The following is a 12996-nucleotide window of genomic DNA, read 5'->3' on the forward strand; positions in this document are numbered from 1 at the left end:
CGGGGGCTATGACCTCGAACGACGATCCCGCATCCGGCCCCGGTGCCGGGCGCAGGCGTGCGCTGGGGAGAGGCCCGGGGGTTTCGCCTGCGGTGCCGGAAGCGGTGCCGGTGGCCGACGAGGAGCCGTCGCCGGTCGATGTCGTGGCTCCGGCCGAGCCCGGTGGGCACAACGGCGGCGCGTCTGCGGAGGAACCCGGCGTTGCCGAAGCCCCCGACGGCGTCTTCAAGGTCCGGCTCGCCAACTTCGAGGGCCCCTTCGATCTCCTCCTCCAGCTGATCTCCAAGCACAAGCTGGACGTCACCGAGGTCGCGCTCTCCAAGGTGACCGATGAGTTCATGGCGCACATCCGGGCCATGGGGCCGGACTGGGACCTGGACCAGACGACCGAGTTCCTCGTCGTCGCCGCCACGCTGCTCGACCTGAAGGCCGCCCGGCTGCTGCCGGCCGCCGAGGTCGAGGACGAGGCCGACCTGGCACTGCTGGAGGCGCGGGACCTGCTGTTCGCGCGGCTGCTGCAGTACCGGGCGTACAAACAGATCGCCGACATCTTCAACCGGCGCCTGGACGACGAGGCCCGCCGCTGGCCCCGTACCGTCGGCCTGGAACCGCATCTCGCCGAGCTGCTGCCCGAGGTCGTCATCAGCATCGGGCCTGAGGGGTTCGCCAAGCTCGCGGTCAAGGCGATGCAGCCCAGGCCCAAGCCGCAGGTGTACGTCGACCACATCCACGCCCCGCTGGTCAGCGTGCAGGAGCAGGCGGGGATCGTGGTGGCGCGGCTGCGGGAGCTGGGGGAGGCGAGCTTCCGGGTGCTCGTCGAGGACACCGACAACACGCTCACCGTCGTGGCCCGTTTCCTGGCGCTCCTGGAGCTGTACCGGGAGAAGGCCGTCGCCCTCGACCAGGAGACCGCCCTCGGCGATCTGATCGTGCGGTGGACCGGCGGGGACGCGGGGAGCCTGCCGACGGTGACCGACGAGTTCGACCGGCCGCCCGAGCCGCCCAAGGAGGAGAAGGAGAAGGCGTGAGTGAGGAGACCGCGGAGCTGCCGGCGGGGCTGCGGCCCGTCGCCGAACTCGACCTCAAGCCGGCCCTGGAGGCCGTTCTCATGGTCGTGGACGAGCCGGCCACCGTCGAGCACCTGTCCAAGCTCCTGGAGCGGCCGAAGCAGACGGTCACGAAGGCGCTGCGGGCGCTGGCCGACGAGTACACCGCGCAGGGGCGCGGCTTCGAGCTGCGGTTCGTCGCGGGCGGCTGGCGCTTCTACACCCGCGCCGAGTTCGCGCCCGCCGTCGAGCGGCTGGTCCTGGAGGGCCAGACCGCCCGGCTGACCCAGGCCGCGCTGGAGACCCTCGCGGTCGTCGCGTACCGCCAGCCGGTGAGCCGCAGCCGGGTCTCGGTCGTCCGCGGGGTCAACTGCGACGGTGTGATGCGCACCCTGCTGCAGCGCGGTCTGGTCGAGGAGGCGGGCGCGGAACCCGAAACAGGTGCGATCCTGTACAGGACGACGAACTACTTCCTGGAGCGGATGGGCCTGCGCGGCCTGGACGAGCTCCCGGAGCTCGCGCCCTTCCTCCCGGAGGCGGAGGCGATCGAGGCCGAGACCCAGGAGGGCGTACCGTCGTTCGACCCGGACGCACCCGATGCGCCGGGTACAGACGACGCAGACGACTAGACGGAAATTTGATGCGAAGCAGCAGCGGCAGGAACAGCAGCGGAAACAACGGCGGGAGCCGTGGTGGCAACAGCGGCGGCCGCGGCGGGAGCAGCGGTGGGCGCGGTAACTACCGCGGCGCCGGGAACGCCCGCGACGACAAGCAGGGCACCGGCCGGCCCAAGAAGCCGCGCCCGGAGGAGCGGCGTTACGACGTGGGCCCCGGCGCCACCCAGGACGGCCCGAAGTCGGGCCGCGGCGCCTCGGCGCGCGGCGGCGCCAAGGGCGGGCCCAGGCAGGGCCAGGACACGGGACGCGGGCGGTGGGCGCCCGCCACCTCGCGCGAGTACGACGCCCGCGCCGAGGAGCGCAACCGCGAGCGGTACGCGGGCAAGAAGGACGTGAAGCTCCCCAAGACCTTCCCGGGCGCCGAGCAGGAGGGCGAGCGGCTGCAGAAGGTCCTCGCCCGCGCCGGCTACGGCTCCCGGCGCGCCTGCGAGGAGCTGATCGAGCAGGCCAGGGTCGAGGTCAACGGCGAGATCGTCCTGGAGCAGGGCAAGCGCGTCGACCCGGAGAACGACGAGGTCCGCGTCGACGGGCTGACCGTGGCCACGCAGTCGTACCAGTTCTTCTCGCTGAACAAGCCGGCCGGTGTCGTCTCCACCATGGAGGACCCGGACGGGCGGCAGTGCCTCGGCGACTACGTCACCAACCGGGAGACCCGGCTCTTCCACGTGGGGCGCCTGGACACCGAGACCGAGGGCGTCATCCTGCTCACCAACCACGGCGAGCTGGCGCACCGGCTGACGCACCCCAAGTACGGCGTGAAGAAGACCTACCTCGCGCACATCGTCGGCCCGATCCCGCGCGACCTGGGCAAGAAGCTCAAGGACGGCATCCAGCTGGAGGACGGCTACGCGCGCGCCGACCACTTCCGGGTCGTCGAGCAGACCGGCAAGAACTACCTGGTCGAGGTCACCCTGCACGAGGGCCGCAAGCACATCGTGCGGCGCATGCTGGCGGAGGCCGGCTTCCCGGTCGACAAGCTGGTCCGGGTGTCCTTCGGTCCGATCACCCTCGGCGACCAGAAGTCGGGCTGGCTGCGCCGCCTGTCCAACACCGAGGTCGGGATGCTCATGAAGGAAGTCGACCTCTAGATCTCTTCTGGGCCCGCAAAACCCCGTAAAGGGGCCTGCGCGGCGCTCTGGCGGCCGGTTCCGGGTGCTCCGGGACCGGCCGCAGTCATGTCCGTGCGCGGGGCTCCGGCGGCCACTGAGGGCGCCTGCGGTGGGCAGGGAGCACTCCCGGGGGCTTGCCCGGCGGCCCGCGGGCTCTTTATAGTCGTATCGACCATTAGTAGCGTCGATCATCGAGGGGGGTGGACGGGCGCATGCAGGGCTACGACAAGTACGCCTTCGAACCCTTCGCCGTCACCGTCGACCTCGCCGTCCTCACCCTCCGCGCCGGCGTCCTGCACGTGCTGCTCGTCGAGCGCGGGCAGGAGCCGTACGCCGGACAGTGGGCGCTGCCCGGCGGCTTCCTGCTGCCGCGGGAGTCGGCCGAGACGGCGGCCCGGCGGGAACTCGCCGAGGAGACCGGACTGTCGGACGTGTCCGGACTGCACCTGGAGCAGCTGCGGACCTACAGCGGGCCGGACCGCGACCCGAGGATGCGGGTCGTCTCCGTCGCCTTCACCGCGCTGCTGCCCGACGCCCCCGAGCCGCACGGCGGCGGCGACGCGGCCCAGGCGCGCTGGCTGCCGTACGACCCGGGCCGGCCGCTCGCCTTCGACCACGAGCGGATCCTGGCCGACGCCCACGAACGGGTCGGCGCGAAGCTGGAGTACAGCTGTCTCGCCACCGCCTTCTGCCCGCCCGAGTTCACGCTCGGCGAGCTGCAGCACGTCTACGAGACCGTGTGGGGCGTCGCGCTCGACCGCCCCAACTTCCGCCGCAAGGTGCTCACCACCCCCGGCTTCGTCGAACCCGTCCCCGGCGCCGCCCGGCTGACCGGCGGCCGCGGCAAACCGGCCGCCCTCTACCGCGCGGGCACCGCCACCGCGCTGCACCCGCCCCTGCTCCGCCCGCCCCGGGAAGGACGCCCCGCATGACCGCGAACACCGGCGACAAACGCGCCGCCACCGGCTCCCTGATCGGCCTCGCCCTCGGGGACGCGCTCGGCTTCCCCACCGAGTTCAACGACGTGCCGTCCATCCTCGCCAAGTTCGGGCCGTGGCGGGAGATGGAGCTGCCGCGGCGGGCCTTCGTCTCCGACGACACCCAGATGACCCTCGCCGTGGGACACGCGATGCGCACCGCCATGGACCGGGGAGTGCTCGCACCGAAGCGGCTGGAGCGGCCGCTGCGCGAGGAGTTCGTGAACTGGTACCAGTCGCCCGAGAACAACCGGGCGCCCGGCCGGACCTGCCTGCGGGCCTGCAACCTCCTGAAGGACGAAGGACGCGCCTGGCAGGACGCCAGCCAGATCGACTCCAAGGGCTGCGGTGCCAACATGCGGGTCGCGCCCCTCGGGCTCGCGCCGGGGCTGAGCGACGAACAGCGCGCCGGGGCCGCCCAGTTGCAGGCCGGGCTCACCCACGGCCACCCCACCGCCCTGGCCGCCTCCGACCTCACCGCGCGTGCCGTGCACCTGCTCGCGCAGGGGACCGAACCCGACGCGCTGGTCGACCGGCTGCGGTCCTACGCCCGCGAGAACCGCACCCGCTACCACCACACCTGGCTCGGCGACCTGTGGACCCGCGCACACGACGCGACGCCCGAGAACTTCATCGCGCGCGGCTGGGACGAGTGCCTGCAGATCCTCGACCGGCTCCAGGAGGCCGTGCGGACCGCCTCGCCGGAGGCCGACCCGTGCCTGGCCACCGGCGCCGGCTGGATAGCCGAGGAGGCCCTCGCGACCGGTCTGCTCTGCTTCCTGCTCTTCCCCGGCGAGCCGTTGCTCGCGCTGCGCCGGGCCGCCTGTTCCTCCGGCGACTCGGACTCGATCGCCTGCCTGACCGGCGCCTTCGCCGGGGCCCGGCTGGGCGCGGACGCCTGGCCGACGGAGTGGGCCGACCGGATCGAGTACGGGGGCGACCTGCTGACCCTGGGCGCGCTCTGGGACGCTTGAGCGCATGATCGACGACCTTGATCCGGACCTCGACCTGGCGTCCGTCGTCGCGGAACAGCCCGACCGCCTGCTGTTCGCGACCGTCTCCGGCGCGCACCTGTACGGCTTCCCGTCCCGGGACTCCGACCTGGACCTGCGGGGCGTCCACCTGCTGCCCGCCGCTGACCTGGTCGGGCTGCGCGAGCCGGAGGAGACCCGCTCGAAGACCTGGGTGCGCTACGGCGTCGAGATGGACCTGGTCACCCACGACCTGCGCAAGTTCGCCCGGCTGATGCTGCGCCGCAACGGCTATGTGCTGGAACAGCTCCTGTCGCCGCTCGTCGTGCACACCGGCGACACGCACCGCGAGCTGGCCGCGCTCGCCCCGGGCGTGCTCACCGGCCACCACGCCCACCACTACCGGGGCTTCGCCGTCACCCAGTGGCGGCTGTTCGAGAAGACCGGCGAACTCAAGCCGCTGCTCTACACCTTCCGGGTGCTGCTCACCGGCATCCACCTGATGCGCAGCGGCGAGGTGCAGGCCCATCTGCCCACGCTCCTCGGCGAGGTCCCCGAGGCCCCCGCCCACCTGCCCGAGCTGATCGCCGCCAAGGCCGAGCAGGAGCACGGCAGGGCCGCGGTCGGACACGCGCGCGTGGAGGCCGACGTGCAGCGGCTGCACGTCCTGCTCGACGAGGCGCAGAGCGGCTCAGCGCTGCCCGACGCGCCCGGTGTGCACGACGCCCTGCACGACCTGGTGGTCCGCGTGCGTCTGGAGGGCTGAGTCCCGGCGCGCCCGGAAGACGAAGTCGGCCACGCGCGCGTGGTCCGGCTCCGCCGGGAGCGGGCTGCCCTGCAGGGCCCGCTCGGTCTCCGCGGCGAGCCGGGCCATCCGGGACTCCACCTCCGCCCAGGAGACCTCGCCCCGCTTCACCGCCAGGAACTCCGCGCGCCGGTCGCCGACGTCGATCGTCAGCTCGCCGGTGCGCAGCAGGTCGCGGGCGCTCGTCAGCAGCCGTAGCAGGTGCATCGCGTGCTTCCAGCGCGGGGCGCCGTGCGTCCGGACGTCGGCGTCGAGCTTGCGGCGCTGGCCGAGGGCGTAGCGGGTGAAGGTGTCGTGGGCGCGCCGGGAGAGGAAGGCGCCGCGCAGCGCGAGCAGTTCGCGGCCCGTGTCGTCGACGTGCTCGACCAGGGGCGAGTGCAGGCACTCCAGGATGTTCGGGTTCGCCCGCAGCGCCAGTTCGCAGAACCGCTCGAGCTCCCAGGAGAACTGCTCCTCGCCCGGCCCCTCGACATGCGTGGGCGGCTTCTCGAAGCCCCAGAACAGGGGGGTGGGGGCGAGGAACACACCCCGGCGGTCGGTGTCGCTGTCCTCGGTGGCCAGGCCGAAGGCCCGCGACCCCATGACACAGGCGTAGATCGTGTGGTCGCGTACCAGGTCCTCGGGCTGCATGCCCGGGAGCGTACGTGGCCGGGTCAGCCCATGGTGATCGAATTTCCGCTCACCGTGATCGACTCGGCCGGCAGCGGCCGCGTCGCCGGGCCGTGGGCGACCGAGCCGTCGGCGATGTGGAACTTGCTGCCGTGGCAGGGGCAGTCGATGGTGCCGTCCGCCACCTTGGCCACGGTGCAGCCCATGTGCGTGCAGATCGCCGAGAAGGCCTTGAACTCGCCCTTCGCCGGCTGGGTCACCACGATCTTCTGGTCCTTGAAGATCGTGCCGCCGCCCTCGGGGATGTCACTCGTCTGCGCCAGCGCCTTCCCGGCGGCCGCGCTCGCCGAACCGGAGGCGGACGATCCGGCGGTGGGCGACGCGGGGGAGGCAGGTGTCTCCGACGCGGCGGACGTCTCTGACGCGGTGGGGGTCCCGGACGAGCTGGACGAGCTGCTGCCGTTGTTGTTGCCACAGCCCACGCAGGTCGCGGCGAGCGCCGCGGTACCCGTCGTGAGCATGGTGCGCCGAGTGGAGCCGTCGGTCATGTCTTCACTCCGAACGTGCGGAAGAACCAGAATGCGGACGTCAGCCAGACGAGCGTGAGCACGGCGAACACCAGCCCACCGACGATCGGCAGCAGCCAGCCAGGGAGTCGCTCCCAGCGGAGCAGCAGCATCTTGGCACTGAAAACACCGAAGAAGAAGCAACCCAGGATGGAGTGCCACAAAACGCGCGTTTCGTACGTCTGATAGCCCAACGCGTACAGGCAGTGCACGGCCACGGGGACGGCGACCAGGAAGGCGATCCGTCCCGACCAGCGGTGCAGGCCCGAGGCCCAGCGCGGCCCCGGCAGCCTGCCGTACAGCATCAGTGCGGAGACCAGCTGGACGAGCGCGAAGAAGAGCGCGATCGAGGCCAGCCACGACTTCCCCGCGAACGTGCTGCTGAAGGCGTCGAGGCCGAAGACGCGCCCGGTCGGGTGGTGGAGCCTGCCGTACACGCCGAGGGCGACCGCGACCGCGCCGGCCACCAGGACGGGGGCGAGATAGCGGGCCGGGTGCGGGCCACGGTGGTTCGGCTCCTGCGGCGGCCAGCTCTGGGTGGCGGCGTTCGGGTCGACGGTCATGGTCGGCTCCCTCGGGTCACGGCCGGATGTCAGGGGAGGACCGGGCGGGCCGTCAGCGGCTGTCCGTCCACCGTCACGGCGCCGGTCTCCGGGTCGATGCGGGGTGCGGACGAAGGCGTGCCCTCGCGGTCGACGATGCCGACCTGGCGGCCGTCGGCGAGCACGATCCAGCCGCCTTCGACCTTCGCCCCCCGCACGGTCGCCGTGGCCCGGTACAGGCCCGACCCCTTGACGGCCTTCCGGGCGGTGAAGGCGTAGTGGCCGCCGTCCAGGTCGACGGCCCCGCGGATGCGGCTGCCGTCCTGCAGCGTGCCGTTCAGCGCGGCGCCGTGGCCGCCGGTCAGCCTCATGCTGCCGTCGGGCAGCACCCGGCCCTTGAGCCAGGACTCCTTGCTGCGCCCGTCGCAGAAGTACGCGATCGCCCTCCCGTCACGGACCGAGACGGCGACGGAGGACGAGTCGTCGTCGGTGCGGCCGGCGTAGGAGGCGTCGGCGATCTTCGACGGCGACGGCGACGGCGACGGCGGCGCCGGGGCCGCCGGGGACGCCGACGGGGCCGGGGCCGGCGCCGGGGACGCCGTGCTGCTCGTCGGCGTCGGACCCGGTGGCTTCTCCTGGGACGACGACGCGGAGTTCCGGGTCCCCGCCGTCGCGTCGAGCGTCAGCGTGAGCAGGCCGAGCAGCAGACCCGCGAGCAGGGTCAGCAGCGGACCGGGGCGTTTCATGGCGGACCTCCCCGAGGCGGGTCTGCCTGCCATCAGAGCGGACCGGCGGGCCCGGCGTAAAGAGGCGCACGGGGGTGTTTCACCCCAAGTAGCGGAATTGGGTCATACGCGTGACATTGGGGCCATGGCAGGCAATGATCTCGAAAACATACTCGGCAGCCTCCTCGGCGACGACGCCGCGGGCGCCGGAAGGCTGACCACGCTGATCGGCGCGATGAGCCACGGCCAGGGCGGCGGCTCACTCGGCGGGCTCCTGGAGACCCTCGCGAAGTCCGCTCCGGCCGCCCCGAAGGACTAGGGAACGTCTCAGCGGGCGGGCACGGCGCACGGGCCCGGTCGCGGGCTGGCTAGGCTGGACGGAGCAAGAGGGCGACGTCAGAACAGGAGCAGCGCCGTGGCGGTACGAGCGGTCCGGGGGGCCGTCCAGCTGGAGCGGGACGAGGCCGGCCACATGGACGAGCAGGTCGGAGTGCTGCTCACGGCCATCCTGGAGCGGAACGGCCTGACCGCCGACGACCTGATCAGCATCTGGTTCACGGCCACCCCCGACCTGCACAGCGACTTCCCGGCGGCCGCCGCGCGCAAGATCGGCATCGTCGACGTGCCGCTGATCTGTGCCCAGGAGCTGGACATCGCGGGCGCCATGCCCCGCGTCGTGCGGATCCTGGCGCACATCGAGTCCGACCGGCCCCGTGCCGGCATCAACCACGTCTACCTCGGCGCCGCGGCCGCCCTGCGCAAGGACATCGCCCAGTGAGAACCGCGCTCGTCATCGGTACCGGTCTCATCGGTACGTCCGCCGCGCTCGCCCTCGCGCAGCGGGGCGTCGTCGTCCACCTCGCCGACCACGACCCCGAGCAGGCCCGCACCGCGGCCGCGCTCGGCGCCGGCACCGACGAGGCGCCCGACGGCCCGGTCGACCTGGCGATCGTCGCCGCCCCGCCCGCCCACGTCGCCCCCGTCCTCGCGGACGCGATGACCAGGGGCCTGGCCCGCGGCTACGCCGACGTGGCCAGCGTCAAGGGCGGTCCGCGCCGGGAGCTGGAGGCGAAGGGCCTGGACCTGTCGTCGTACATCGGGACGCACCCCATGTCCGGCCGGGAGAAGTCCGGACCGCTGGCCGCCACCGCCGACCTCTTCGAGGGCCGGCCCTGGGTGCTCACCCCGACCCGGGACACCGACACCGAGGTGCTGAACCTCGCCCTGGAACTGGTCTCGCTCTGCCGGGCCCTGCCGGTCGTCATGGACGCCGACGCCCACGACCGTGCCGTCGCCCTGGTCTCCCACATGCCCCACCTGGTCTCCAGCATGGTCGCCGCCCGCCTGGAGCACGCCGACGAGTCGGCCGTACGGCTGTGCGGGCAGGGCATCCGGGACGTCACCCGGATCGCCGCCTCCGACCCCGCGATGTGGATCGACATCCTCTCCGCGAACCCCGGCCCGGTCGCCGACCTGCTCGCCGACGTCTCCGCCGACCTCGACGAGACGGTCGGCGCCCTGCGCGCCCTGCAGTCCGCGGACGCGGAGAAGCGGCGCGCGGGCGGCGTGGGCATCGAGGACGTGCTGCGCCGCGGCAACGCCGGCCAGGTGCGGGTACCCGGCAAGCACGGCTCGGCGCCGCGGGTGTACGAGGTCGTGGCGGTGCTCATCGACGACCAGCCCGGCCAGCTGGCCCGGATCTTCGCGGACGCCGGGGTGGCCGGGGTCAACATCGAGGACGTGCGCATCGAGCACGCGACCGGTCAGCAGGCCGGTCACGTCCAGCTCTGGGTGGAGCCGAAGGCGGTGCCGGTGCTCACCTCGGCACTGCGGGACCGGGGCTGGGCGCTGCGCCGGTAGCGCTGGGAACGGCGGTCCCGGGGGCCGGTAACCTTGTGCGGGGCGCACCGCCGCCCGCACATCACCCACCACCCTGCACCCGGAAGGTGTCCACCCGTGGAAAACGGCGCCGTAAAGCCCGTGATTGTCGCGATCGACGGCCCCTCGGGCACCGGCAAGTCGAGCACGTCCAAGGCCGTGGCCGAGCAGCTCGGCCTGAGCTACCTGGACACCGGCGCCCAGTACCGGGCGATCACCTGGTGGATGGTGAGCAACGGCATCGACCTGACCGACCCGACCGCGATCGCCGCGGTGGCCGGCAAGCCGGACATCGTCTCGGGCACCGACCCGGTCAAGCCGACGATCACCGTCGACGGCGTGGACGTCTCCGGCCCGATCCGCACCGAGGAGGTCACCTCCAAGGTCAGCGCGGTCAGCGCGGTCCCGGAGGTACGGACCAGGATCAGCGAGCTGCAGCGGACGCTGGCCCGCGGCGCCGCGGACGGCATCGTCGTCGAGGGCCGCGACATCGGCACGACCGTGCTGCCGGACGCCGACCTCAAGGTCTTCCTCACCGCCTCCCCGGAGGCCCGCGCGGCCCGCCGCAGCGGCGAGCTGCAGGGCGCCGACGTCAACGCCACCCGCGAGGCCCTGGTCAAGCGCGACGCCGCCGACTCCACCCGCAAGGCCTCGCCCCTCGCCAAGGCTGGCGACGCGGTCGAGGTGGACACCACCGAGCTGACGCTGGCCCAGGTCATCGAGTGCGTCGTCACCCTCGTCGAGGAGAAGCGGGCCGGGAAGTGAGCCTTCCGTCGCAGCGCGGCGCCGAGACCGGGCGCCGCATCGGGGTCGGCCTGATGTACGGGCTGTGGAAGCCGCGCGTGCTCGGCGCCTGGAAGGTGCCCGCGCAGGGCCCGGCGATCCTCGCCGTGAACCACTCCCACAACATCGACGGCCCGATGGTCATGGGCGTGGCGCCCCGGCCGACGCACTTCCTCATCAAGAAGGAGGCGTTCGTCGGCCCGCTCGACCCGTTCCTGACCCGGATCGGGCAGCTGAAGGTGGACCGCCAGTCCACCGACCGCACGGCGGTCACCCGGGCGCTCGGCGTCCTGGAGGCCGGGGGAGTGCTCGGCATATTCCCCGAGGGCAGCCGCGGCGACGGCGACTTCGCCGCACTCCGCGCGGGCCTCGCCTACTTCGCGGTGCGCTCCGGGGCGCCGATCGTCCCGGTGGCCGTACTGGGAAGTTCCGAGCGGCAGGGACGGCTGGTCAAGGGGCTGCCCCCGCTGCGCTCCCGCGTCGACGTCGTCTTCGGCGACCCCTTCGAGGCGGGCGACGGCACCGGCCGCCGCACCCGCAAGGTCCTGGACGAGGCCACCGAGCGCATCCAGAAGCAGCTCGCCTCCCACCTGGAAAACGCCAGGCGTCTCACCGGACGCTAAGCGACACTTAGTAGTGGATCAGCCCTTTTTCGCGGCTGATCCACCGATCACCACGATGAACGACGAGGTACGGACTTCATGAACGACCACATCCAGCCCGGCGACTCGGCTGAGCACGAGTACGACCACGGGGCGCTCGGTGACACCGAGTACGCGGAGTTCATGGAGCTCGCCGCCGAAGAGGGCTTCGACATCGAGGACGTCGAGGGCGCCATCGAGGCGGCCGGGCACGGCCCGCTGCCCGTCCTCGCCGTCGTGGGCCGCCCCAACGTCGGCAAGTCGACCCTGGTCAACCGCATCATCGGCCGCCGCGAGGCGGTCGTCGAGGACAAGCCCGGGGTCACCCGGGACCGCGTCACCTACGAGGCCGAGTGGGCGGGCCGCCGCTTCAAGGTCGTCGACACCGGCGGCTGGGAGCAGGACGTCCTCGGTATCGACGCCTCCGTGGCCGCCCAGGCCGAGTACGCGATCGAGGCGGCCGACGCGGTCGTCTTCGTCGTGGACGCCAAGGTCGGCGCGACCGACACCGACGAGGCGGTCGTACGGCTGCTGCGCAAGGCCGGCAAGCCCGTTGTGCTGGCCGCCAACAAGGTCGACGGCCCGAGCGGTGAGGCCGACGCGGCCTACCTCTGGTCCCTCGGCCTCGGCGAGCCGCACCCGGTGTCCGCCCTGCACGGCCGCGGCACCGGCGACATGCTGGACGCCGTCCTGGAGGCGCTGCCCGAGGCGCCCGAGCAGACCTTCGGCGGCCCCGGCGTCGGCGGTCCCCGCCGGATCGCCCTCATCGGCCGCCCGAACGTCGGCAAGTCCTCCCTCCTGAACAAGGTGGCGGGCGAGGAGCGCGTCGTCGTCAACGAGATCGCCGGCACCACCCGCGACCCGGTCGACGAGCTGATCGAACTCGGCGGCATCACCTGGAAGTTCGTCGACACCGCCGGCATCCGCAAGCGGGTCCACCTCCAGCAGGGCGCCGACTACTACGCCTCGCTGCGCACCGCCGCCGCCGTCGAGAAGGCCGAGCTCGCGGTCATCCTGCTCGACGCCTCCGAGAACATCTCGGTGCAGGACCAGCGGATCGTCACCATGGCCGTCGAGGCGGGCCGCGCGGTCGTCCTCGCCTTCAACAAGTGGGACACCCTCGACGAGGAGCGCCGCTACTACCTGGAGCGCGAGATCGAGACCGAGCTCGGCCAGGTCGCCTGGGCACCCCGGGTCAACGTCTCGGCCCGCACCGGCCGGCACATGGAGAAGCTGGTCCCCGCGATCGAGACCGCCCTCGCCGGCTGGGAGACCCGCGTCCCCACCGGCCGCCTGAACGCCTTCCTCGGCGAGCTGGTCTCGGCCCACCCGCACCCGGTCCGGGGCGGCAAGCAGCCGCGCATCCTGTTCGGCACCCAGGCCGGCACCAAGCCGCCGCGGTTCGTCCTCTTCGCCTCCGGCTTCATCGAGGCGGGCTACCGCCGCTTCATCGAACGCCGGCTGCGCGAGGAGTTCGGCTTCGAGGGCACGCCGATCCATATCTCCGTACGGGTGCGCGAGAAGCGCGGTACGAAGAAGAAGTAGGGACGCATAGGGAGAGGGGGGGGGCCCCCCCCCCCCGGGCCCCCCCCCCCCCCCCCCCCAAAAACAACCCCCCCCCCCCCCCCCCCCCCCCCCCCCCCCCCCCCCCCCCCCCCAAAAAAAAC

16 protein-coding genes are annotated in these 12996 nt (G+C 72.6%); 12 read left to right on the plus strand and 4 right to left on the minus strand.

All coding sequences use genetic code 11. The features are described 5' to 3' along the window. Positions 1–8 precede the first annotated feature (8 nt). The 6 genes from ACIQVL_RS22855 to ACIQVL_RS22880 all read left to right on the plus strand — a co-directional run bounded on the left by ACIQVL_RS22855 (position 9) and on the right by ACIQVL_RS22880 (position 5546). Positions 9–1028: a segregation and condensation protein A gene (locus ACIQVL_RS22855; protein WP_403476233.1), complete on the plus strand. Its 1020-nt coding sequence runs from the start codon at positions 9–11 to the stop codon at positions 1026–1028. Continuing rightward, on the plus strand, positions 1025–1675 hold the full coding sequence (scpB, locus tag ACIQVL_RS22860; RefSeq protein ID WP_403429116.1) for an SMC-Scp complex subunit ScpB: 651 nt from the start codon (positions 1025–1027) through the stop codon (positions 1673–1675). Before ACIQVL_RS22855 ends, scpB begins: the two co-directional genes overlap by 4 nt. Before the next feature lie 11 nt (positions 1676–1686). Further along, a complete protein-coding gene (locus ACIQVL_RS22865) occupies positions 1687–2811 on the plus strand; it encodes a pseudouridine synthase (protein ID WP_403429117.1) in 1125 nt (374 codons plus the stop codon). 233 nt (positions 2812–3044) lie between these two features. Beyond that, the gene (locus ACIQVL_RS22870; RefSeq protein WP_403429799.1) at positions 3045–3764 is read left to right on the plus strand and encodes an NUDIX hydrolase; all 720 of its coding nucleotides are present in this window, start codon (positions 3045–3047) and stop codon (positions 3762–3764) included. Next, positions 3761–4783 (plus strand): ADP-ribosylglycohydrolase family protein, encoded by a 1023-nt coding sequence (locus ACIQVL_RS22875; RefSeq protein WP_403429119.1) that lies wholly within the window; start codon positions 3761–3763, stop codon positions 4781–4783. The genes ACIQVL_RS22870 and ACIQVL_RS22875 overlap by 4 nt, the downstream gene beginning before the upstream one ends. 4 nt (positions 4784–4787) lie before the next feature. Beyond that, entirely contained in the window at positions 4788–5546 is a 759-nt protein-coding gene (locus tag ACIQVL_RS22880) for a DNA polymerase beta superfamily protein (RefSeq protein WP_403476234.1), read from the plus strand. Here ACIQVL_RS22880 and ACIQVL_RS22885 read toward each other — a convergent pair. The 4 genes from ACIQVL_RS22885 to ACIQVL_RS22900 are packed head-to-tail and all read right to left on the minus strand — an operon-like array spanning position 5472 to position 8048. Next, complete coding sequence (locus ACIQVL_RS22885) at positions 5472–6215, minus strand: DNA polymerase beta superfamily protein (RefSeq protein ID WP_403429120.1); 744 nt, start codon at positions 6213–6215, stop codon at positions 5472–5474. The two genes, ACIQVL_RS22880 and ACIQVL_RS22885, sit on opposite strands and share 75 nt — an antisense overlap. 23 nt (positions 6216–6238) lie before the next feature. Next, positions 6239–6742 (minus strand): Rieske (2Fe-2S) protein, encoded by a 504-nt coding sequence (locus tag ACIQVL_RS22890; RefSeq protein WP_403429122.1) that lies wholly within the window; start codon positions 6740–6742, stop codon positions 6239–6241. Next, positions 6739–7323 (minus strand): DUF6529 family protein, encoded by a 585-nt coding sequence (locus ACIQVL_RS22895; protein ID WP_403429123.1) that lies wholly within the window; start codon positions 7321–7323, stop codon positions 6739–6741. The genes ACIQVL_RS22890 and ACIQVL_RS22895 overlap by 4 nt, the downstream gene beginning before the upstream one ends. Before the next feature lie 29 nt (positions 7324–7352). Then, the gene (locus ACIQVL_RS22900; RefSeq protein WP_403476235.1) at positions 7353–8048 is read right to left on the minus strand and encodes a hypothetical protein; all 696 of its coding nucleotides are present in this window, start codon (positions 8046–8048) and stop codon (positions 7353–7355) included. Positions 8049–8172: 124 nt separating this feature from the next. Between ACIQVL_RS22900 and ACIQVL_RS22905 the strand changes: the two genes are divergently transcribed. The 6 genes from ACIQVL_RS22905 to der all read left to right on the plus strand — a co-directional run bounded on the left by ACIQVL_RS22905 (position 8173) and on the right by der (position 12874). Further along, a complete protein-coding gene (locus ACIQVL_RS22905; protein ID WP_403429127.1) occupies positions 8173–8346 on the plus strand; it encodes a hypothetical protein in 174 nt (57 codons plus the stop codon). A gap of 96 nt (positions 8347–8442) precedes the next feature. Continuing rightward, positions 8443–8805, plus strand: a complete 363-nt coding sequence (gene aroH, locus ACIQVL_RS22910) for a chorismate mutase (protein WP_403476236.1) — start codon at positions 8443–8445, stop codon at positions 8803–8805. Further along, complete coding sequence (locus ACIQVL_RS22915; protein ID WP_403429131.1) at positions 8802–9887, plus strand: prephenate dehydrogenase; 1086 nt, start codon at positions 8802–8804, stop codon at positions 9885–9887. Before aroH ends, ACIQVL_RS22915 begins: the two co-directional genes overlap by 4 nt. Positions 9888–9983: 96 nt before the next feature. Then, entirely contained in the window at positions 9984–10670 is a 687-nt protein-coding gene (gene cmk / locus ACIQVL_RS22920) for a (d)CMP kinase (RefSeq protein ID WP_403476237.1), read from the plus strand. Positions 10671–10723: 53 nt separating this feature from the next. Next, a complete protein-coding gene (locus ACIQVL_RS22925; RefSeq protein ID WP_403429800.1) occupies positions 10724–11311 on the plus strand; it encodes a lysophospholipid acyltransferase family protein in 588 nt (195 codons plus the stop codon). A 78-nt stretch (positions 11312–11389) separates the two neighbouring features. Continuing rightward, positions 11390–12874 (plus strand): ribosome biogenesis GTPase Der, encoded by a 1485-nt coding sequence (der, locus tag ACIQVL_RS22930; RefSeq protein WP_403429134.1) that lies wholly within the window; start codon positions 11390–11392, stop codon positions 12872–12874. Positions 12875–12996: the final 122 nt, after the last annotated feature.

The organism is Streptomyces sp. NPDC090499, assembly GCF_044769305.1.
Lineage (GTDB): Bacteria > Actinomycetota > Actinomycetes > Streptomycetales > Streptomycetaceae > Streptomyces.